Source organism: Chitinophaga flava (genome assembly GCF_003308995.1).
Taxonomy (GTDB): Bacteria; Bacteroidota; Bacteroidia; order Chitinophagales; family Chitinophagaceae; genus Chitinophaga; species Chitinophaga flava.
Genome location: NZ_QFFJ01000002.1, coordinates 177,669 through 199,706, shown reverse-complemented (window position 1 = coordinate 199,706; position 22,038 = coordinate 177,669). Strand labels below are relative to the sequence as shown.

At 47.5% G+C, this 22,038-nt stretch carries 13 protein-coding genes and 1 tRNA gene; 6 read left to right on the top strand and 8 right to left on the bottom strand.

From position 1 onward, the window contains the following. Positions 1-84 precede the first annotated feature (84 nt). The 3 genes from DF182_RS17085 (at position 85) to yiaA (ending at position 1,749) form a co-directional block, all read left to right on the top strand. The gene (locus tag DF182_RS17085) at positions 85-852 is read left to right on the top strand and encodes an NIPSNAP family protein (protein WP_113617063.1); all 768 of its coding nucleotides are present in this window, start codon (positions 85-87) and stop codon (positions 850-852) included. A gap of 230 nt (positions 853-1,082) precedes the next feature. Further along, positions 1,083-1,154: transfer RNA gene (locus DF182_RS17080), tRNA-Met, on the top strand. 172 nt (positions 1,155-1,326) lie between these two features. After that, positions 1,327-1,749 (top strand): inner membrane protein YiaA, encoded by a 423-nt coding sequence (yiaA, locus tag DF182_RS17075; protein ID WP_113617062.1) that lies wholly within the window; start codon positions 1,327-1,329, stop codon positions 1,747-1,749. Between the two features lie 88 nt (positions 1,750-1,837). Here the strand turns inward: yiaA and DF182_RS17070 are convergent, their stop codons facing one another. The 4 genes from DF182_RS17070 to DF182_RS17055 form a co-directional block, all read right to left on the bottom strand. Beyond that, on the bottom strand, positions 1,838-4,291 hold the full coding sequence (locus tag DF182_RS17070) for an outer membrane protein assembly factor BamB family protein (RefSeq protein WP_161964167.1): 2,454 nt from the start codon (positions 4,289-4,291) through the stop codon (positions 1,838-1,840). Positions 4,292-4,421: 130 nt separating this feature from the next. Then, the gene (locus DF182_RS17065) at positions 4,422-6,218 is read right to left on the bottom strand and encodes a RagB/SusD family nutrient uptake outer membrane protein (RefSeq protein ID WP_113619620.1); all 1,797 of its coding nucleotides are present in this window, start codon (positions 6,216-6,218) and stop codon (positions 4,422-4,424) included. Positions 6,219-6,238: 20 nt separating this feature from the next. Continuing rightward, positions 6,239-9,706, bottom strand: coding sequence for a SusC/RagA family TonB-linked outer membrane protein (locus DF182_RS17060; RefSeq protein ID WP_211327156.1), 3,468 nt, complete (start codon positions 9,704-9,706; stop codon positions 6,239-6,241). A 204-nt stretch (positions 9,707-9,910) separates the two neighbouring features. Continuing rightward, positions 9,911-10,963, bottom strand: a complete 1,053-nt coding sequence (locus DF182_RS17055; RefSeq protein ID WP_161964166.1) for a FecR family protein — start codon at positions 10,961-10,963, stop codon at positions 9,911-9,913. A 162-nt stretch (positions 10,964-11,125) separates the two neighbouring features. Here DF182_RS17055 and DF182_RS17050 point away from each other — a divergent pair, with 162 nt between their 5' ends. Further along, a complete protein-coding gene (locus DF182_RS17050) occupies positions 11,126-12,562 on the top strand; it encodes a hypothetical protein (RefSeq protein WP_113617059.1) in 1,437 nt (478 codons plus the stop codon). A gap of 139 nt (positions 12,563-12,701) precedes the next feature. Next, complete coding sequence (locus tag DF182_RS17045) at positions 12,702-13,262, top strand: RNA polymerase sigma-70 factor (RefSeq protein WP_113617058.1); 561 nt, start codon at positions 12,702-12,704, stop codon at positions 13,260-13,262. A gap of 76 nt (positions 13,263-13,338) precedes the next feature. Here the strand turns inward: DF182_RS17045 and DF182_RS17040 are convergent, their stop codons facing one another. The 4 genes from DF182_RS17040 to DF182_RS17030 form a co-directional block, all read right to left on the bottom strand. After that, positions 13,339-14,907, bottom strand: a complete 1,569-nt coding sequence (locus DF182_RS17040) for a RagB/SusD family nutrient uptake outer membrane protein (protein WP_113617057.1) — start codon at positions 14,905-14,907, stop codon at positions 13,339-13,341. Positions 14,908-14,935: 28 nt separating this feature from the next. Further along, positions 14,936-18,091: a SusC/RagA family TonB-linked outer membrane protein gene (locus tag DF182_RS17035; protein ID WP_113617056.1), complete on the bottom strand. Its 3,156-nt coding sequence runs from the start codon at positions 18,089-18,091 to the stop codon at positions 14,936-14,938. Positions 18,092-19,051: 960 nt separating this feature from the next. Further along, complete coding sequence (locus tag DF182_RS32335; protein WP_153260006.1) at positions 19,052-19,201, bottom strand: hypothetical protein; 150 nt, start codon at positions 19,199-19,201, stop codon at positions 19,052-19,054. 155 nt (positions 19,202-19,356) lie between these two features. Then, entirely contained in the window at positions 19,357-21,486 is a 2,130-nt protein-coding gene (locus DF182_RS17030; protein WP_245957477.1) for an alpha-ketoacid dehydrogenase subunit alpha/beta, read from the bottom strand. A gap of 80 nt (positions 21,487-21,566) precedes the next feature. Between DF182_RS17030 and DF182_RS17025 the strand changes: the two genes are divergently transcribed. Further along, entirely contained in the window at positions 21,567-22,010 is a 444-nt protein-coding gene (locus DF182_RS17025; protein ID WP_113617055.1) for a MarR family winged helix-turn-helix transcriptional regulator, read from the top strand. Positions 22,011-22,038: the final 28 nt, after the last annotated feature.

The window sequence follows — 22,038 nt, the reverse complement described above, 5'->3', positions numbered from 1 at the left end:
TTCGCCAAAATTAATGCTTTCATCGCAGGACTATTAAAGCTCTCTGAAATCGATTATTTTGTTGAGACTAAATATTACGCACACATGAGACTTTCCACGTTTCTGCTGGCAGCCCTGTTGCTGAGCAGTGTTTCATTGGTTGCCAAAGAGCGGCAATTTTATCAGATAAAAATCTATCATCTCAAAACAGCAGCCCAGGAAGCCAGGGTAGACAGCTTTCTTCAAACGGCCTATTTACCGGCATTACACCGTGCGGGTATCCAAACCGTAGGGGTTTTCAAACCGGTAACTGCAGACACCGCCGAAATACGGATTTATGTGCTGGTACCTTTCCGCAATATGGACCAGTTCATCAGCCTCGACCAAAAACTATCTTCAGACAAAGCTTACCAGCAGGCCGGACAATCCTATCTTCAGGCAGCCTACAATGATATTCCCTATAGCCGCCTTGAGTCTGTTTTATTACAGGCTTTCAGCGGTATGCCGGTGATGACGACTCCTTCACTTACCGCACCCCAAAGTGAACGGATATACGAATTACGCAGTTATGAAAGTCCTACCGAACAATATCATGTCAACAAAGTGAAGATGTTTAACGAAGGCAATGAAATCGGCATCTTTCAGCAACTGGGATTTAATGCGGTGTTTTATGGATCAGTTATATCCGGTAGTAAAATGCCCAACCTGATGTATATGACCACGTTCAATAACAAGGCTGACCGTGATGCTCACTGGAAAGCATTTTCAGCCGATCCCGGCTGGAAAAAACTGTCGGCGATGCAGGAATACAGTCATAATGTATCCCGATCTGAAATACTTTTTTTGCGCCCGACAACCTATTCTGATATCTGATTACACGCATACAACACTGTTGACGCAGCATAAATAATATTTTTTTTCGCTATCAACAACAGTTATCTACTTTAGTACACACCTAACAAAAAAAGCCACCACAAAGAGTTTCATCCAATTACCATTTATATATTTTTCTAACAGAGACAGATATAATATCGATTCATTGCAAAAAAAATTTTGCGTTAAATTTTGTAGTTTGATTTTATTGCCTACATTTGCATCCTCATTGCGAGGTAGAGCAGAGGTAGCTCGTCGGGCTCATAACCCGAAGGTCAGTGGTTCGAATCCGCTCCTCGCTACAAAAGAAAATCCCGGGTAATGCCCGGGATTTTTTTATTTATGTAACCCGGTATCTTTCCCCTCAACGTAGCATGCACTTATCAGAAATAATTTAGTATACTTATATTATAATTTTTTAAGACCACCATTTGTATCGCCAACATTCATCCTTTTTTTAACATCAAGTATTCCATGAAACAAAAACCGTCACTCGCTTTTATCGCAGCCTCGTGGGTAGCACTGTTTGCAGGCATCCTCGGATTTATCATCGGGCTGTGGAATGCCAACATGCAACTGAATGAAAAAGGTTATTATTTTACCGTATTGATGTATGGCCTTTTTGCCGCTGTATCCGTACAAAAATGTGTACGTGACAGACTTGAAGGTGTTCCGGTAACAGACATCTATTACGGCATCAGCTGGGTGTCTATGCTGCTCACCATCCTCCTGCTGATCATCGGACTGTGGAATGCCACGCTCCTGCCCAGCGAAAAAGGCTTCTATGCCTTCGCCTTCCTGCTGAGTGTTTTCGGCGCCATCACCGTACAGAAAAATACCCGTGATAGCCAGGCTGCCGCGAAAGAAGCAGCTAAATCCAACGACCAGTTTATGTAATACCATAGCACATTTTGAACATAATGTAAAAAGCGAAAGCGGAGATCAATGATCTCCGCTTTCGCTTTTTACTATGTACTACAAGCTATTACAGCCGATAAGCATTTACATTCCCCGAAAAATCGGCCACGTATAACATACCGTTATAAATCGCCATATCAGCGAATACCGGCGCCCCTGTGGCAATACGGTTCACAGCTTTACCAGAGGCCAGGTCCACCACATACACAAATCCATCGGAAGCACCCACCAGGAGGCGGTTGCCCGCCAGCAAAGGCGTAGACTCTATCGTAGCAGAAGCTGGTGTAGTATAGGGAGCCGTGTAAAACAACGCCTCACAGGGCACGAACTGCCATACCTGTGCTTTGGTTGCTTTATCGTAGGCAATCATTCCATCCCTGGCTGTGCAGGTGATGATGTACTGCGATGTTACCAGTGGTGCAGTCATGGTTTTCAGTTCAGCCGTTACCGGTATACTGTCCACTGTTTTACCGGTAGCCGGTTCAATCACATGTAATTTATTGATGCCATGTACATACAGCAGGTTATCAAAAAACGCTGCAGTACCGCTACGGAAGCGGAGACCTTCATCATTCCGTTTCCATTGCAGCTTACCGGTAGCAGCATCGTGAGCATACAGATGATTCCAGTTGGATGAAGTGATCAGCTGCCCATTACGATAAGTCATAGCCGCAGGCGTACCTTCACCACCCGCCCAGTCTTTGTTGGTCCATTTCACCTGACCGGTACGGATATCCAGTGCCTGAAGATAATTGCCTGCACCGGTGTAGTAGATACCGTTTTGTATCAGTCCTCCGGAGTTATAGGCAGGCAGTGACTTATGAGGTCCTTCATGCTGCCAGCGTAACTTGCCGGTAGCAGCATCCAGCGCATAGGTAATACCATCTGCATCCGTGGCCAGCAACAGCCCTTCACTGTAACTCATACTGTGTTTGATGGAATTACCGGTAGCAAACTGCCAGAGACGTTTACCCGTAGCGGCATCCAATGCGGTAATGTTGCAACGGGTATTGTTTTCATCATCGATAGTGCCTACAAATACACGTCCCCCGGCACAGATGGGAGATGATTTCCAGATATTACCACCGGTATTGGCCGTCCATTTTAGTTGCAGACGCCCGGTTGTAACAGTACCCGTAGAACCGGTACGTTGTACGTTCTGTAACACTTCCGGCCATTCAGGGCCCGTGGTGGCAGGTAATGCAGTCTTTGTCAGCCGGAAAGTATCACGAACAAACAACACCCTGCCGGTGCCAAGGGTAGCCTCTACCGTGGCCGTATATACGTCATTTTTACCTACCGGTGCTGCTGTGGCTGTACGCCAGTTCCAGTCTGTTTGTTGTTGCAGCGGCAGCTCTTTCACCAGATGGCCTTTTTGATCGTACATGCGGAAACGTACCTGTTTAACCGGAGAAGCAGTGTGGTAGGCGTTGAGGCTCACCACCATCTTATCCTGGTCGAAAGCTACGCCACCGGCTGCGGGAGATACCAGCGTCAACTGGTTTTCCACATAGGTATAACGGCGCCGCACCAACGAAATACCCTTAGGATCGATATCTACCACGTCGAAATTGGAGGCGGAGTTATCAATACCGCCATCCGGTGGCGGGGCAGCACACAATGAGCGGATACCGGAGTTGCCATGGGTACGGGCAAAATTAATATGCCAGTGTCCATAGATCCAGGCTTTCAGGTTATGCTCATTAAGGTTAATGCTGTCGTTGCCCGCCCGGATAGCAAACAGGGTATCATAGGTAAGCAGGTCATGATTGAATACAATCACCGGTTTGGAAGGATCTGTGTGTGCCAGATCATTCTTCAGCCATTTTACTACATCTTCTGCGGTATAGGAAGGTTGGTAGTCGCCATAACGCATCGGTGTTACGATAAAATGGGCCGGACCGGCTTCAAAGGAGTAAAATACAGGGCCAAAGAGCGATTCATATAAAGCCTCGCCATAAGGGCCTTTTACGAGGTCGTGGTTACCGATACAATAATACACCGGCAGCCCCATCGTTTGGGTGTTAACATACTGGGCATGAAAGGCCATTCCTTTTTCATAGCAGATATCGCCGGTATGGATCATAAAATCGGCGTCTTCATTGCGGGCATATTCCTTCGCTTCGGTCATCCAGCTGTTGAACTGAGTTGTTTCCGTATCTGCCAGTCGCACAAACCTTGCTTTATCCTTCGTGGGCCTGTTGTTCTGCTGAAGTCCGAAATTATAGGCTGTAAGGGTGCTGTCGGTGCGGATATAAAACGTGCCGGTAGACTTATACCCAGCCGGAGTGGTTATGAATACGAACCGCGCCCTGGCATGTCCTGGTAGGTGAAAGTTACCTCCCTGGTCTGTTACGGTCACTGTCAGTCCATCTGACACCCTTACACCCGGAATACCTGTTTCGGCTGCATCCTGCTTGCCGTTGGCATTCCCATCTGAATACACTTTCCCCGAAAATCCTTGTGCCATCAGCATTTGCAGGCAGCAACAAGACAGGAGAGTGAGCAAAGTTTTTTTCATTGTCATTGTATATAAAAAATACGAATTACAGATTGCGAACTGTAGTAATCCAGCGAACATGAAACAATAAGAATCCGCTGAAATCACCCCCCAAAATTCGCAATCTGTAATTCGTTGTCAGTAATTTATTTTACCAGCCCATGATCTGCTTCAGCTTATCGTTTAATACGGTCTGCTGTTTGGGAATAGGACGGTAATAAAACTGTGGTTCCTTGAAAACACGGCCTGCACGGTCGCTGGCAAACAGGATATGTCCGCTGGTACCGTTTTCGAGATAGAAGTTATTTTCTGCTCCGTTTTTATCCACAAGATAAAAGCGGTTCAACTTTGCTCTCACATCAGCAGGCAACGCTGCAATAGAAGTAGTGTCTGTGGTATTGGGCAGGATAGCAATATCCGGAACACCATCACCACTCATATCGATACCACCCAGTGCCGGTACATACATACCTGCCGGTGCTTCCTTGATGCGTGCACCAGCTCTCCAGCGGTTGATATCTTTCAGGCGCAGACCTTCACAGGCCAGTTCCACCCTTCTCTCACGGCGTATTTCCAGCAGTACACCTTTGTTGGCGTTGTTGATGGTATACTGGTTGCTCATCACCGGATCAGGATTGCCGTTGGCAGCCACCAGGTTGAGGTCCGGCATCTGCACACGACGACGCAGCAGGTTGACAGACTTGTCCAGATCTGCTTGTGAAAGCTCACCCAGTTCGGCTTTGGCCTCAGCAAAGTTCAGCAACACTTCAGCATAACGGTATACCGGCAACGCAGTGTAGTTGGCATCCCATCCGCCACGCTGTTTGGGGTCGCGGGGATAAAATTTCAGCTGATCATATGCTCCCAGGTTAGGTTTAGGGATATATAACGAAGCATCCTGTGTGGTAGAGAAACCAGGATAGGACACCGTTTCAGCCAGGCGGGGATCGCGGTCCTTAAAAGTAGCCACAAAGCCCATTTTGTCGTAGCCTGGTTGAGAAGTGAAAGGAGTACCATCCTTCATCAGGTAGCTGTATACGAGGCTTTGGCTGAGCGACCAGGTCCATCCCAATACACTATGGGTATTGTTGCCTTTACCCAGGCTCTGCGGATAGTCGCGCCACTGGATAATCTCCTTGTTACCACTCAGTGTAAGGCTTGAAAACAGATCACGGTAATCAGCTCCACCCCTGCCGGTATTGTATATTTCATATCCTCCGTTGGTCATGATCTGATCGGCGGCCCATACTGCTTTTTTCAACCATGTATCAGCGGTATTGTCCAGTTTAAGTTCCGGCTGATAGCGGCGGAAAGTGCCTTCAAACAAGCAAAAGCGGGACATCAGCGCCAGTGCCGTGAATTTATTGACACGGGTACCGTTGTCTTTTTTATCCACTCTGATGTTATCCACAGCAAACTGCAGGTCGGCCAGTACAGAATCCGCCACTGCTGCACGAGGGTCCCGTCCTTTGTACAGGGAAGGGTCTACGTCGTTCATTGCACGGCTGTACCAGGGTACATCAGAATAACGGGCGATCATTTCTGAATAAAATCTTGCCCGGAAATAGCGTGCTATCCCTACAAAATGATTGATATCAGCAGGATCACCCTGTGCTTTGTTTACGTTGTCCAGCAAGAAGTTGATGTTGCGCAGCTGGTTCCAGTTGTCCCATCCCCCTACAGTCGTAGGGTCCAGGGTATTGCGCACCAGTTTATCCAGCTCTCCGCCGGTATTCCCGGAGACATTGTCGGAGTTGTTGTCATCATAGGGAGCAGACAGGTTATCGTCGTACAGGCCGTATATATAAGTCTCCAGATCTTTGGGCGTCTTAAAATAGGCTTCAGGAGAGATTTCTGTCTGTGGCAGACGTTCCAGGAAGTCCTTATTGCAAGACACCGCTGCACATCCTAATATCAGGAATGGTATAATAAGCCGTTTGTTTTTCATGTTGCACTTTTTAGCTTTCATTAAAAGTTCAGATTCAATCCGCACGAATAGGTTTTCTGATAAGGATAAACGGAGCCGTCCAGTCCTTCCGGATCAATGTTGGCTTTCAGGTGAGAGATCGTAAAAATGTTCTCTGCACTGACATAGAAACGTAACCGGGCAATCTTCGCTTTTTCAGTAAGTGATTTAGGCAGGGTATAACCCAGTGTTACATTTTTCAGACGGGTATAAGCCGCATTCTGCAGGTATCTGGTTTGTGGAGCACCCAATTCGGTAGCATCTTCCGCGATATAGGATTTCAGACGCGGGAAATAACCGTTAGGGTTTTCCGGCGACCATCTGTCCTGGTTATGCACCTGAACGTTGGTCCAGGGTTGTGCATATACGCCCCAGAAATAGTGGTTGCCTGGATTAGGATACCAGTCTCTTTTGCCAATGCCTTGTATCAGTGCACGGAAGTCGAAACCTTTATAGGAACCGTAGAGGTCTATACTGTAAGGGAAACGAGGAGTATTGTTACCAATGATTTTTCTGTCGCCGGGATTGGATACAGTATTATCACCATAGTCAATAACGCCATCGCCATTCAGATCTTTAAATTTCAGGTCACCTACATAGAACAGATATTTCTGATCATCGGAACCCACTTTCTTTTGATCGGCATGTGATTTCAGCTCTTGTTCGTTCTGGAAGAAACCTTCTGTTACGAGGCCCCAGATATCACCGATTTCCTGGCCGTTGTAATAGTTTCTGTCCGGCAGGTAAGAAGCGTCATAATTCTCGAGTGTACCGGTTGGGTTGGTGTAACGGGTGATGAAGGAACGGCTGTCGGCTATCAGGAATCTAACCCCGTAGCTGAAATCATCTTTACCAATTTTAAACTGATCGCGCCAGGAGAGCGTCATTTCCCAACCTCTTGTTTTCAGGTCGGCAGAGTTGGTTCTGGGTGCTTTAGCGCCGTAAACAGCAGGCAGTTCCTGGCTTTTAGCGAACATACCGTTTGTATAACGGGTATAACGGTCATAGCTAAACGATAATCTTTCTTTCAGCAGGGAGATATCGATACCGCCGTTGATTGTTTTTACAGTCTGCCAGGTATAGGTAGCTGTCACCGGACTTGGTGAAAACACGCCTATTGGCAACTGTCCATTCAGTACGGAATTGATATTTTTTGATTTCATCAGCGGCATATATCCATAAGCATCCCATTGCTGATCACCGAGGGAACCATAGGAACCACGCAGTTTCAGGAAGTCGATGCCTGCGCTTTGTTTGATATCACTGAAGAATTTTTCTTTAGAGATTACCCAGGCCAGGGAACCGGATGGGAAGAAGCCCCAGCGGTTGTCACTACGGAAACGGGAAGATCCATCATTACGGCCGTTTACTTCCACGATGTATTTATCATCATAGATATAATTCAGGCGATAGAAGATACCTCTTACAGCCCAGTCTTCGATGGTCTGTTTTTCAGTGATGTTACCGGTGGCCAGCTGTGGAGTAGGATATTGCTGACTGATCAGGTCTTGTCTTACAACATTAAAGTAGCTAAAGTTGTGATATTCCTGGTTAAAACCAGCAAGTGCACCAACGTAGTGTTTTTTGTTGAATGTTTTATGAAAGTCAGTATAGAAGTTGTAAACGTTATACTTTACAGCGATGGATCTGTTTTCAGCAGAGGTTTTGTTGCCGTTGGTATATTCAAAAGGCTGGTCTGGTCCTTTGCGGAAAGGTACTGGCAGTATATAGGAGTTACCCACCTCGTTGCCTCTGCGGAAAGTAGCGTCACCTTTCAGGGTCCATACATCCTTGATCAGTCCTACTTCTGCATTGAGGGTAGTCATAAACTCGCTCCAGGTATCGGTAGAACGGCCACCGCTCTGCAGGTTACCCAGAAGGGCAGCACCGTCGGAAGTCCAGGTACCATCCGGGTTACGGGGCACGCTTAAAGACGGAGTACGGTTGGCATTATGGAAGAACAGGTAATCTGTAGTGCTGGACGGCTCAGAATAGGTAGAATTGGAATACATAGTATTGGTACCTACTTTCACGCGTTCATTAAAGGTATAAGTGGCTTTCGCCCGCATGTTGTAGCGGTTATATTTGTCCGGGTTATACCGCAGCATACCATCCTGTGAATAGTAGTCGCCGGAGAGGTAGTAGTTCAGTTTCTCATCACCACGGGAGATGCTGAAGTTGGCATTATAGGCTGGCGCAGATTTCTGATATACTTCATGCAGCCAGTCGGTAGTACCGTAATAGCTCCATTTGGTTTTATCTGTCGGGCTGACAATAACATTAGGCAGGGAGGGATCGTTTTTCAGTTTTTGCGCATAAGCCCTTTCAGCAGCAGGATACAGGTCATACAGCGGAGTAGCTGCATCGTGTTTGTAATCCATGGTAGTAAGCGGGTCGGTAATGACTTTAGGGACCATTCCCAGTGTACGTACAGCATAGTTGCTATTGGCAGATACTGCAATACGGCCATCTTTACCGGATTTGGTGGTGATCAGTACCACACCGAAAGCGGCACGGGCGCCGTAGATAGCAGCAGATGCCGCATCTTTCAGGGTGGTCACACTTTCAACATCGGCGGGGTTGAGGCGGGATACCTCATCACTGGTGAAAGGGATGTTATCCACCAGGATAAAAGGATCTCCACCGTTGATGGAAGTCATACCACGGATATTAAACTTCGCAGCGGAAGATACACGGCCGTTGTTGTTGGTGATATTGAGGTTGGGCAACAGACCCTGCAAACCGTTATTGATATTGGAGATAGGGCGGCTTTCCAGTTCTTTGCCGGAGATAGCGTCTACGGCGCCGCTCAGATTCACTTTCTTTTGTTTGCCATAACCTACTACCACTACTTCATTCAGTCCGCTGGAATTGGCTTTCAGAGCGATGTTGTAGACAGCGCCGTCTCTCGCTTTCATCTGTTGTGATTCATATCCAACATAAGAAAACTCAATGATGGCGTTTTCGGGAACTTCCATTTTAAAGCGGCCCTCAGCATCTGTTTTAGCGCCCTGGGTAGTACCTTTCACCAGTACGGTCACGCCAATCAGCGGCTGACCAGACTCATCTGTCACACGGCCTTTAACAGATACATTGGCAACTGTTTCTCCAGCTTCCAAAATCACGATCAGATTATCCTTCATGACCTTATATCCCAGCGTGGTGCCTTCCAGTGCTTTATCAAGGATATCGCGCACCGGAGCATCTTTCATGGCAATAGAGATCTTCCGGTCGGGAATGCTGGCATTTTTGTACAGGAAAGTGTAATCACTTTTCTGCCCGATCACATTCAGCAGCTTCCCAATGTTAATATTGTGATAATTAACACTGATGCGCTCCTGCGAAAATCCATGTGCGCTAAGCTGTAAAAACCCGGCACAAAGCAATACGGAGGTTAGTTTCATACGCAATAACAGTTTCCTCATATTCCGCCGGGGAATATCAGAAGGCCACCAATAGCTTTTTTTCATAAATTTGTTTCGTTAGGTTAAATAATTAGCCATTACCGGATTCTCGCGAATCGGTTTACATTGTTTAGCCAGCATTGTAAAAGGGGAATGTTGCCGCATTTCCCTTTTTGCTGTCTGCAAAAAATTATCGGATGCCTGCACCGTAACGCATTAGATGCCGGCAATAAGATTTAGTTCAATAGTCAAGTAATAGTTAGTCCGCTTTTACCATATATAGATAACATTTTCCTTCGTATTCATTTCATAATGAAAGCCCGACATTAATTGTAAAGCCTGTAGCACATCTTCAATGCCCTGTTTGCGGAAAGCACCCGTAAATACTTCCTGTTTGTAACGGTCATTCTTAAACTGCAAGGTCACATTGTACCAGCGTTCCAGATCGTGCGACAGTTGTTCAAATGTTACATTATCAAAATCAAAGCGGTCATTTACCCAGGCTGTTGTTGGCTTTTCCGCTGCCGGATCATCACCTGCCATCGTGATGATATTCTTTACCGGCGTAATGCTAAAGTTGGTTTTTTTATTGACTCTTGTTGGTTTGTCCTGTTCTGTTTCGATAATAAGCTTCTGTTCGGGCTGCAGTTGTACAGTTTTGCGGCCTTCTGTTGTTTTCCCTTCGGGGAAGCTGACTTCTACTTTCCCGCTCAGGAGCGTTGTTTCTACTCTTGTATCTTCGGCATAGGCTTTTACATTAAATACAGTACCTAATACCCGTATATTCACATGACCTGTCTGGATAATAAAAGGATGTGCAGGATCATGTTTTACATCGAAATAAGCTTCTCCGGTAAGCCCTACTTCCCTATCTCCATTCAGGAAGCGGGTAGCATCGTATTGTAAACGGCTGCATGCATTCAACACCACAGTGGTGCCATCCGGCAGTACCACACTGGTTTTGGAACCTGTTTTGGTAACCACTTCATTCCGGAAAGCCTGTTTACCAGGTGTCACCGGCCATATGGCCCAAACCGAGATCAGCACAGCAATACTGGCGGCAATGCCTGTCCATATCTTCCAGGGAGACATACGTTTTACAACAGTACGCTCCTGTTCCTGCTGCAGAAACAGGTTCATGCGGTCAAGTCCTTCGCTGGCCAGCCGGGCTTCCTCTTCAGCAGTAAACCCGTTCACAGGCCCCACGCCATCTATATCCTCTACAATGGTAAATGCATATTGTAATTCAGGGAACTGCATGAGCAACATTTCAAGCTCTTTCAATTCCGCTGTGGTGGCCTCTCCGGATACCTTCCTGGCCATCAAAATATTTATCCGGTTACCCTCAATCATTTATTTTTAGTCCGTGTTACAACAGAAGGACGAAAACAATTTCAAAAACCCCCAAAGCCTCCTCTCTTTTTTTTCAGCTATTCTGAATAATTTTTTTAATAATATATATTTGTATGAGTTAGCCTATCACTTATGGAAAACAAACTATTCAAGTACATCATCATTATTGAAATGCTACTGATAGTCGGCATTTTCGGCACTTCTTTTCTGAGCGCCATCCACGTTGGTACCATGGCCATGGAAGAAGCCGGCACACGGATAGTCTCACAATACGAAATCATCAGTCTCCCCTTTGGATGGCTATACCAGCTGGATACGCTGCCCGGGGCACTACCTCCGGGCGAACAACATAACAGCTTATGCGATATGTTTGTAACACCTGTCGTATGGCTGTTGACCAGCTGTTTATGGGCCGGTATATTATATGGTATCATCCGGCTGCTTCGCCGGAAGGGAACGGAGACGGATACACGTAAAAATCATTTCTGGAAGAAGGTCTTTCTGTCTAACCTGCTGATATCCATTGTAGCTTTTCTTTTCATTTTTCTGTTTGACTACCGGTATTTACATACAGCCTCCTCTTCGGAAAACAATTTTTATCCGGAAACATTCATATTCACAGGAGTGGCCATTGCCGGCGCTTTTTTACTGGGAGGCTGCTGGTGGCTGATAGAGCGGTGGTGGGCCGGTAAACGGGCTCTCAGCATTGTGTTTAGTAGTGTGGTAGTGGTGGGGATGCTGTCGGTTATTTTCGCTGCCTATAAACTGGTAGGCTATACCCCGACGAGAGATGATGCCGCTACTCCGCTTACTGCAGAAGAGCTGGCCGCCGCCGGGATGGTACAAGCGGCTGCTGCAGGCACGCTGGTGGCAGATAGTGCTTTTCCGGCTACCTCCGCCAGTAGTCAGGTGGAAAATCCTTGGCATGGTCCTGAACCGGAATCAGACAGCATAACAGCCGCACTACAGTTTATCTGTTATGATCGGCTGGAACTGGGGAAAAACAGTGGTCACCCTGCTGACCTCATGCTGAACTGGGGCCTGGAAATGCGGGCTCTCTTTGCACAGCAAGACCCCTTAACGCCCGAACAAGCCATCCAGCAATATCATACCAATGCCCTGGCACCAGTCATTGCCATCTTTGAATTTACAGGCCGCGATGGCCGCCTGCTGAGCGCCTGCTTCGACCACTTTAGCGAATACCTTCATCTGGTTTTGCCACAGGCAGTATTCCGCAGTTCCCGGGCCTCCTATTATGTAGATAAATTATTAGCCACCCACGACCTGTTGCAGGAACAATCCGGATACCGGGAATCACTGGCTGGACTATACGAAAAAATGAAACAGGGCGCCAACAACGGAGAACCACAGGCCGAAACCTACATCGCTGATATCGGATGGGCAGGCAGTTTACGCAGCATTGACCCGGCCCTGGCCAGGGGCGACCAATATGGCAACAGGCTGTCTGTATGGCTGGTTTCTTTCTGGGCACGCAGATATCAGGAAGGTAACGCAGGAGATGTTTATGATATCCTGCAAAAATTAGCTGCCCATTACGGCGGGGATTAACACTGAACTAGTGCGGATAATATCATTTTTCGAGAAAAAAATACCAGCGACAAAAAAAATTACCAGACAATTTATTTTGTTAACTTTAGCGTAATCTGCGTTATATATTATTGCAACCAACATCAGTGGCTTACAAGGGATGGATCAGGGTATAATCAATGAATTATTTAAAAACATCACAGCGAACAATGATCAGACGGCCTTTAAAGCTTTCTACAATCATTTCTTCATAAAACTGCTGCGTTTTTCCTTCTCGCTCACCCGTTCCAAAGAAGTGGCAGAAGAAATTACGAACGATGTTTTTATGCATTGCTGGCAAAAAAGACAATCACTAACGGACATTAAAAATCCGCAGGTATATCTTTTTGTCGTAGCCAAAAACAAAGCAATTGATCATATGCGTAAACAAGCTACTACCAGACAGGTAGCCATTACTGCAGATGACAAACTGGAAATTGCTTTTGAAAGTGATCCGGAGCAACTGATGATCTCCGCTGAAATGATCCGCAAAATGGAATATACCATCGAACAACTTCCACCAAAATGTAAAATGGTGTACATCCTGGTTAAACAATACGGACTCCGTTACAAGGAAGTAGCTACTGTACTTAACCTCTCTGTCAAAACTGTTGAAAACCAGCTGGCCATTGCCATGAAACGCCTTACCACAGCGGTTAACTTCACATTAGAAAAAGCATAAGCCTGATTTAGATACAAAAAGAAAAGACCTGAGCAGTATTTGCTCAGGTCTTTTTCTTTTAATTCATCTCTGATGATTAGTACCCTTCATTCTGAGGTTTCAGGTTCGGGTTATTTTTCATTTCAAATACAGGCAGCGGATACAGGAGATGTTTTTTAGCCAGTACAGCGCCATTGGTTTTAAGTGCATGCCCTACGAAGTCGTCGAAGCCATTGGTGTCTTCGTTGTATACTTTGCGCAGGCGCAGCATGTCAAACCAGATCACACCTTCATAACAGAGCTCATGCCAGCGCTCACGCCATACGGCCTGTTCAAAATCGCTCTGGCTCAAACCAGCTTTAACAGGCAGGTTGGCACGCTGACGGATAGCGTTTAATGCCGTATATGCGTCTGCGTTAGGAGTTCCGTCTGCTCTGTTCTGTGCTTCTGCATACATCAGCAATACTTCTGCATAACGGATCAAAGGCACATTCAGACTGCTAACACCAGTACCAGGTTTGCCGGAAGTACCATGACAGGTTACATCAAAGTGTTTGTAGATGTATGGTACGCCCAGTTTGATCGTATCTCCACTTCCTTTGAAGAAATAATAAGTATAAAAGAACTGTTGCTGGTCGGTGCGTTTGTCAGTAGGCTCAAACTTTTTATAGGAATCATAAAAAGAAGGAGAAGGCACCTCTGTTCCCTGGCCACTGCCTTTGGCAGAAATATCCGGCTGGGAGTTGTTAGGTAACATTACCGTTTGCAGCGGATTTTCTTCCACACCGCTCAGGTACTGTACTTCAAACAGGTGTTCCAGCCTGTTGTTATTGGCCACGGAGTGCAGATCGTCGTAGTTGGTAAACAGACCGATGTCGCTGGTATGCGCATTGGCATAGTCAATCACTTCCTTGGATTTGTCTGCAGCCAGTTTGTAGTAAGCCTGTCCTTTGTTGAGCGGAAAGCCAGCCATGGTGAGGTATACTTTGGCAAGCAGCGCTTTAACAGCCGCAGTGCTGGCACGACCGGTGTTGTCTTTCCAGGGCAAGCCGGCTGCTTCTGCAGTCTTCAGGTCGTCTACGATAGTGTTGTATACCTGTTCAGCACTGGTACGGCTGGGTGAGAAATCAGAAGATTGTGGTGTCTGTGATTTCAGGATCAAAGGCACATCACCCCACATCCTTACAGCATAGAAATAAGCCATGGCGCGCAGAAAACGGGCTTCACCCAATACTTTTTTGCGGGCTGTTTCATCCATGGGATTAATTTTCGGCACATTATCCAGCACCAGGTTGGTTTGTGCAATCTCTCTATACAACCCTTTCCACCAGTTGCCGATCTGCAGGTTATCACCATCATACACCAGTCCCAACAGGTTATTCAGGTCGGAGTTCTGCGCTGTTTTAGTGATTACCGTTCCGGTAGGCGCATCCAGCAGCACATAGTTGTTGGTAAAGATACCGGCGCCTTCTCCTATAAACCGCAGACGGGCATAGGCCGCATAAACAGCAGCATCGGCATGTTCAGGCAAAGTAAAATAGCTGTCAGGGCCCAGGTTGGAAGGATCCTGTTCTTCCAGGAATTTTTTACAGCCGCTGCCCGCACCCATCAGCATAGCGCCGCAGAGCGCCAGCTGTATTGTTTTATTAATGATATTTTTCTTCATGATAAAGTCTTTTTGAATACTGAACAAATTAGAACGCCACGTTTAATCCCAGCTGATAGGTAGTTGGTTTGGGATAGTCGAAGAAGGTCTGTCCCTGTGCAAATGCGTCACCATAGGTACTTACTTCCGGATCGTTGCCGCTGAATTTTGTCTTCAGGAAGAAGTTCTGTGTAGAAGCCCAGATACGCAGGCGGCTGAGACGCATCTTCTGTACCATTTCAGGACTGAAGGTATAACCGATCAACAGGTTTTTGCCACGGAGGAAGGAGCCGTCTTCTACCCAGCGGGTATCTACGTTGGTCACATAACCGGCAGCTACCGGACGAGGTGCGGCAATCGGTGTGTTCTGGTTGGTAGGAGTCCAGTAGTTCAGCACGGATTTAAAGCTGTTGGCGATGCTGATACGGTCTTCTCCGGAGTGGTGGGACATGTTCAGCACATCATTGCCGTACATGTATTGCAGCTCCAGCGTCAGGTCGAAGTTTTTGTATTTGAAGCTGTTGATGAAACCTCCCCAGCCTTTGGGGTTACCGTTACCGATGATCATGCGGTCGGCGTCATTGATGATGTGGTCTCCGTTGACGTCGCGGTATTTGATATCACCGGGCAGCATGGTGTTGCCACCGCGGTAGCTCTGGAATTTGGCAGCTTCTGCTCTTTCCGCTTCGCTCCAGGTACCTTCTCTTACCAGTCCCCAGAAGGAACCAACGGACTCGCCTACACGCAGAATGTTGGTCTGGTTGGTGAAGTTAGGTCCGCCCACACCGAAGATGTCTGCAGGTGTAGCGAGTGACAGGATTTTGTTACGATTGAAGGAGATATTGAAAGTAGCGTTCCAGCTGAAATCTTTACCGTCGATCACCAGTGCATTCAGTGCCAGTTCCAGCCCTTTGTTTTCCATAGAGCCGATATTTTTCCGGATGGTATTATACCCGCTGGTAGTGGGTACGGGCGCATCCAGCAGCATGTTGGTGGTTTTACGATAGTAAATATCTGCTTCCAGATTGATCCTGTTTTTCAACAGACCGATCTCAGCGCCGAAGTCGGCCTGTGCGGTCTTTTCCCATACCAGGTCCGGATTAGCCAGTCTGCCGGTTCCCACCCCCTGCACTTTGGCACCACCAATCACGGCTGCGTAGGTGCCGCTGGCAGACAACGTAGCGAGTGACTGATAAGGAGGTATTTCAGAGTTACCGGTCACACCGTAGCTGGTACGCAGCTTCAGATTAGACAAGACATTGTTGCCTTTCAGGAAAGGTTCTTCGGATACCCTCCAGGCAAGTGCTGCAGAAGGGAAATTGGCGTATTTCACGTTACCGAAACGGGAAGAACCATCGCGGCGACCGGTGAAGGTCAGGAGGTAACGGTCTTTGTAGCTATAGTTAAGCCTGGTGAAATAAGAGAAGAATGAAAACCGGGTACGGTTGGAACCTACGCCACTGGCAGGTATCACAGAACCGGCTCCCAGGTTATTGGTTTCAAAGTAGTCTGTGGAATAGTTCTCTCCCCTTGCATTAAAGCCAAAAAAGTTGTTTTCAGAGGCGCCCATACCAACCATACCAGTGAAGGAGTGGTCAGTACCAAAACGTTTATTATAGGTCAGGTAGTTTTCGAATGACCAGAATGATTCGCGGTCATTGGCTAGGATGGCAATACCTTTCTGGGAAGCAGAGATATCCAGCAGAGAGCGGCCATTCCATTCGTTGCGGCCGCGGGTAACGATGTTGGCGCCCAATACGCTGCGCAGTTCCAGGCCTTTGGCAATGCTGATATTAGCGTAGGCATTACCCAAAGTCGTTTGTGTGTTGAGGAGATATTTTCTATCTGTCAGGAGCTGTACGGGGTTAGAGCCACCTTCTGCACCGGGGTACAGTTTGTTGTTGGCCCAGGAGCCGTCTGCAAATTTCACGGGCAGGAAAGGTAAAGCTTCAGTGATCATACGCACGGAGTTAAGACCGCCGGTACCGATGTCCACCAGATTCTCCTGTTGGTTGTTGTAACTGAGGGAGCCACCGACTCTCAGCCATTCTTTCACTTTAGTATCGATGGTGAAGCGGGCAGAGTAACGTTTCAGATAAGAGTTCAGCAGCAGACCGTTATCATCGAGGTATCCCAGGAAGAGGCCATACTGACTATCGGCGTTACCACCTGTAAAGCCCAGCTGATGGCTCTGTGAGAGTTTATGCTGGATAGATTCCTTGAACCAGTCGGTATCATACAGTGGATTACCGTCTTTATCAAACAGGCGGGGATCGGTCCTTTTCAGGGCAGGGTTGCTGTTTACGTAGTTGCCGTTGTCCCAGCCGGCTTTATCGTATATCTGAGCGTTTTTCCAGCCGAGTGTTTCCAGGTTCAGGTATTCTCTGGCGTTGAGCATTTCCACGCGGTTAGGGCCGGGCGTGTTGAGGCCGAAATAGTTGTCGTATGTTACGCGGCCACCGGTGGCAGTACCTTTTTTGGTGGTCACCAGTACTACACCGTTGGCGCCACGGGCACCATAGATAGCGGTGGAGGAAGCATCTTTCAGCACTTCGATGGATTCGATGTCACTGGGGTTGATGAAGTCGATGGCATTACTGTTCTGTGTCTGGTTACCTATTGGCAGTGCAACTCCGTCTACCACATACAGCGGGTTGTTGGTGGTGTTGATGGAACTGAAGCCGCGGATGCGGATTTTAGTTTGACCACCGGGACGGCCGGAGTTGGTGCTTACCTGCACACCGGGCATGCGTCCGCTCAGTGCCTGGTTGATAGAAGCTGCGGGGCGTTCCTGGAGGGCGGCTGCTCTTACCGAGGTAACGGAGCCGGTCACATCTGATCTTTTTTGTGTACCGTAACCGATTACTACTACGTCCTGCAGTGATTTTACATCCGTGGCGAGGGCGGCGTTGACGGTGGTAGCGTTGCCTACCAGTTTTTCGGTGGGTGTATAACCAATGAAAGAAAATATGAGGGTGCTGTTATTACCGGGTACATTGAGGGTGAAGCTGCCGTCGGCGCCGGACTGTGTGCCAACGGAGGTACCTTTTACCTGCACAGATACACCGGGTAGTGGTGTGTTGTCCCGTGCATCAAACACCTTACCGGTGATCTTTTTTCCCTGGGAGAAAGCCAGCAGCGACAGCAGCAGGAGGAAGCTGCTCTGCAGGCTCACGCGCAACAGGAATGTCAGTTTTTTCTTCATACATTTTGTTTTTTGGTTAATAAAGGTTCAATGCTAAAAAGGTTGTTGCTAAAACGATTTTGCAAAAGAGGTCCACTATCCCTCCAATGTTTATTTTTGGAACGAATCAGATAAAGACAATAAAGGGGGCAGGCGGTGGACCGGCTGCATCGCAGCAGGTGATGCCACTGAGTAGTTACATCACTACATATTACGCCTGATTACCTGGGAAAATGATGCACAATGGCCGTGGTACCATTATAGTATCAACAAGTGCCTTTTGATAACGTGTTCTGCAAATTTTTTTAGAGTTTTTAATGCTTGTTTGTTCCTGCCAGCCACCAGCAGGGTGTCTTTTGTTTTCGTGTTTTCTGTTCTTGCTTTAAAAATATGGCTACCTACCTAACGTGAAATGGATAATGCTCAATCGATTTAGCATTCGGGATTTCCACCATGACATTCATTTTTACAGCACTACATTACAAATGATTAGATTTTTTAGATCCAGATCGTTTTGAGCTGGCATATTATTCTACATACTTTAGGTCTTTCCACTACAGCTCTGATCATAAAAATATAATTATTTCCAGATAACTAAAACGTTTTTGCAATTTTTTTTAAGGTTGATGATATATTACCGGTTATCATTAAAGAGAAAGAAAAAAGATGGAATAACGCACACGGTTATAGGAAGAAGCGCTACTTCTTTTTCTTTCTCAAATCAATTCATGTTTTTTATACCTTATATGCCCCGATACCTGGAAAAGAGTAGGAAAACTAATGGTGAGAACCAGCGACATAACCCAATTGAATGAGGCTGTACTCGTCAGGGAAATTCATACAAAAAACAGGCACGTCTTTACCTTCACATTTCCAGGAACCTGACCATGGCATACTTCAGCCTGGAGAATAACACCAGTGGGTTTGCTGATGTGAATAATAATGCCAGGGTTTTATCAGGTACCGGTGTCGCCTATACGCTCACTTGCGCTGCGTTATCCCGTCGTTATCGGCAAACAAAGCGTATCCGCCTTTACCAGGGATGATACCGCCAAAAACATCTACCGCCACCATCGCCGTAAAAGCGCAGGCCCAACCCCTTACAGACATGTTGTCCAACAATCGTTTCATGTTAGGTTATGTAGATGATTCCCATGTATTGCTGATCAGCTTTACGCATGTGGATAAACCTTCACTTCTTTCTGGTAAAAACTTTCCCCTCATAAAACACAAGGCCCTGTCACATAATGGACAGGGCCTTTTTTCATTGACGTACCGGTTGGTTTTCAGTAGGACAACAGTTCTTTTATCATGGCTTCCACCTTGGTCGCATTGGGGAGCATGGCAACTTCCAGCCCCATGTTCAGTGCTACGGCGGGCAGGTCCAGTGCCCCCAGCATATACACCGGTGCATCCAGCTCTTTAAAGCAGGCTTTTTGTATACGGCCGGCCAGTGCCTGGGTAAAGGAGTTATTTAATTGTTCTTCCGTCAGCAGCAGGCATTTTCCATGCCTCTTAACGGTATTGAATACCAGTTCTTCATCCAGCGGGAACAGCGTACGCAGATCTACTATCTCTACATTGCCCGGGAAGGCACGGGCAGCAGCTTTTGCCCAGTATACGCCCATACCGTAGGTGATGATACACAGGGAATTGCCCTGCTGTACATCTTTAGGATGTGCCTGTAAGACCACATTGGCCTTGCCCAGCGGCAGTACGTAATCTGCTGCCGGCTCAATGGTCATCGCATCCTGGGTACCAGGTACTTTGCTCCAGTACAGCCCTTTATGTTCCAGCATCACCACCGGATTCGGGTCCAGGAACGCCGCTTTCAGCAAACCTTTCATATCGGCGGCATTGGAAGGATACACCACTTTGATGCCTTTGATGCTCAACAGCGTGGATTCTACGCTGCCGGAGTGATAAGGACCTCCTCCACCATAAGCGCCTATCGGCACCCGGATCAGGGTCTGTACCGGGTATTTGCCACGGCTCAGGTAACAGGACTTGGAGATCTCGGTTACCAGCTGGTTAAAGCCCGGATAAATATAATCAGCAAACTGTACTTCCACGATAGGTTTTACACCGGTAGCAGACAGTCCTGCGGTAGAACCAATGATATAGGCTTCCTGGATGGCAGTATTGTATACCCGGTGGTCCCCGAATTTATCGCCGAGGGTGGCCGCTTCACGGAATACGCCCCCCAGCCTTTTACCCACGTCCTGACCAAAAAAGATGGCTTCAGGGTATTGCTGCATGATTTCTTCCACAGCGTGGAGTGCTGCATCTACCATCACCACCTTGTTGCCATTGGCAGGGGTACGGGTACCGGCTTCCTGTGTAACGGCTGTCGGTGCAAACACATGTTCTTTCACGGTTTCCGGCGCCGGTTCTGCTGCATTTACCGCTGCAGCAAAAGCAGCTTCAATATCTTCTATAGCAGTACGTTCTATTATCTGCAGATCGGTTTCTGCCACACCATGTTTCAGCAGTAAAGCCCGCAGTTGGGGCACGGGGTCGTTGGCAGCATGTTTCTCCAGGTCTTCAGGTGTACGGTACCATTCCTTACGCACGCCGGAGGTATGATGCCCCAGCAGCGGCACTTTGGCCTGCACCAGGATCGGCTTGCGTTCCTGCCGTACATACCCGATGGCCGTTTCCATGGCGGCATAACTGGCGGTGAAGTCACTGCCATCTACCTGCATACGTTCCAGCCCTTTAAAACCGGCAGCATATTCATAGGCGTCCATGGCACGGGCCTCTGCTGCTGTAACAGAAATACCCCAGTCATTGTCCTGTACCAGGTAAATAACAGGCAGTTGTTTGAGTACCGCAAATTGCAGTGCTTCACTCACTTCTCCTTCCGTTACGCTGCCATCGCCCAAAGAACAGACAACTACCGGCAGTTCCCCGTCGGGGCCTGTCTTCAGGAGGTCAGAACCGATGGTTTCCAGATATTGCACGCCCTGCGCCATACCGGTGGTAGGTATCACCTGCATGCCGGTAGCGCTGCTTTGATGAGGTATCTGTGGTTTGTCTGTCCGACGGCTGCTGGGGTGGCTGTAATAGGAACGTCCGCCGGAAAAGGGATCGTCTGCTTTGGCCAGCAGCTGCAGCATCAGCTCATAGGGCTCAAAGCCCATAGCCAGCAGCATGCTCTCGTCGCGGTAGTAGGGACTTACAAAATCCCAGGGCCGCAACTGCATGCCCGTAGCGATCTGTATGGCTTCATGACCGCGGGAAGTAGAATGTACGTATTTACATATAGGCCGGTTGGCCTCGTAGGTGGCTGCCATATGGCCGGCCTGACACATCAACCGGTAGGCAGACAATAATTCCGCCAGCTCGCTCCTCTTCTCATCCTGGCCAGAGGCCCCAGCTTTTAAAGTTGAAACGCTTGTACTATCTTTAAACACGTAAAACTGTTTTGGTGATGACGATGGTGGTTAAGCAAAATAGTTGCTAATACAACTGTTGCTATTGCAAATTAATTAATATGGCTGATACTTTTGTCAACAATCCCTCTTTTTTTAAGCTGGATGCTACCCTGAAAAAACTGCGCAACTACTGGCAGAAAATGTTTGATGCCCAGCAGATGGATATCACGGTAGACCAGTGGTTGCTGGTGGAAAATCTGTACAAGCACAAAAAAACAACCCACAACGAGCTGGCCCGTAATACCTCCAAGGATATCACGACGGTTTCCCGCATTATTGAATTACTGGTAAAAAAGGGGCTGGTAAAAAGGGAGGCTGATACCTATGACCGCAGGAAGATATACCTCCAACTCACGCCGGAAGGTGCAGAGAAATACAAACAGGTTAAACCACTGGTATATGAAATGCGCAAAACAGGCTGGAAGTCGCTGACAGAAGCCGACTATGCAGAGCTCACCAGGATACTGGATACGATCTACAATAATATTCCCGGAAAGGTATAATCAAGGGTATTTGACCGGCACTGCCGTC

Coding starts and splice junctions, on each gene's coding strand:
- yiaA (WP_113617062.1), top strand. CDS start 1,327: ATGAAACAAAAACCGTCACTCGCTTTTATCGCAGCCTCGTGGGTAGCA.
- DF182_RS17025 (WP_113617055.1), top strand. CDS start 21,567: ATGGCTGATACTTTTGTCAACAATCCCTCTTTTTTTAAGCTGGATGCT.
- DF182_RS17050 (WP_113617059.1), top strand. CDS start 11,126: ATGGAAAACAAACTATTCAAGTACATCATCATTATTGAAATGCTACTG.
- DF182_RS17060 (WP_211327156.1), bottom strand. CDS start 9,706: ATGAAAAAAAGCTATTGGTGGCCTTCTGATATTCCCCGGCGGAATATG.
- DF182_RS17035 (WP_113617056.1), bottom strand. CDS start 18,091: ATGAAGAAAAAACTGACATTCCTGTTGCGCGTGAGCCTGCAGAGCAGC.
- DF182_RS17045 (WP_113617058.1), top strand. CDS start 12,702: ATGGATCAGGGTATAATCAATGAATTATTTAAAAACATCACAGCGAAC.
- DF182_RS17055 (WP_161964166.1), bottom strand. CDS start 10,963: ATGGCCAGGAAGGTATCCGGAGAGGCCACCACAGCGGAATTGAAAGAG.
- DF182_RS17085 (WP_113617063.1), top strand. CDS start 85: ATGAGACTTTCCACGTTTCTGCTGGCAGCCCTGTTGCTGAGCAGTGTT.
- DF182_RS17040 (WP_113617057.1), bottom strand. CDS start 14,907: ATGAAGAAAAATATCATTAATAAAACAATACAGCTGGCGCTCTGCGGC.
- DF182_RS32335 (WP_153260006.1), bottom strand. CDS start 19,201: ATGAAACGATTGTTGGACAACATGTCTGTAAGGGGTTGGGCCTGCGCT.
- DF182_RS17070 (WP_161964167.1), bottom strand. CDS start 4,291: ATGAAAAAAACTTTGCTCACTCTCCTGTCTTGTTGCTGCCTGCAAATG.
- DF182_RS17065 (WP_113619620.1), bottom strand. CDS start 6,218: ATGAAAAACAAACGGCTTATTATACCATTCCTGATATTAGGATGTGCA.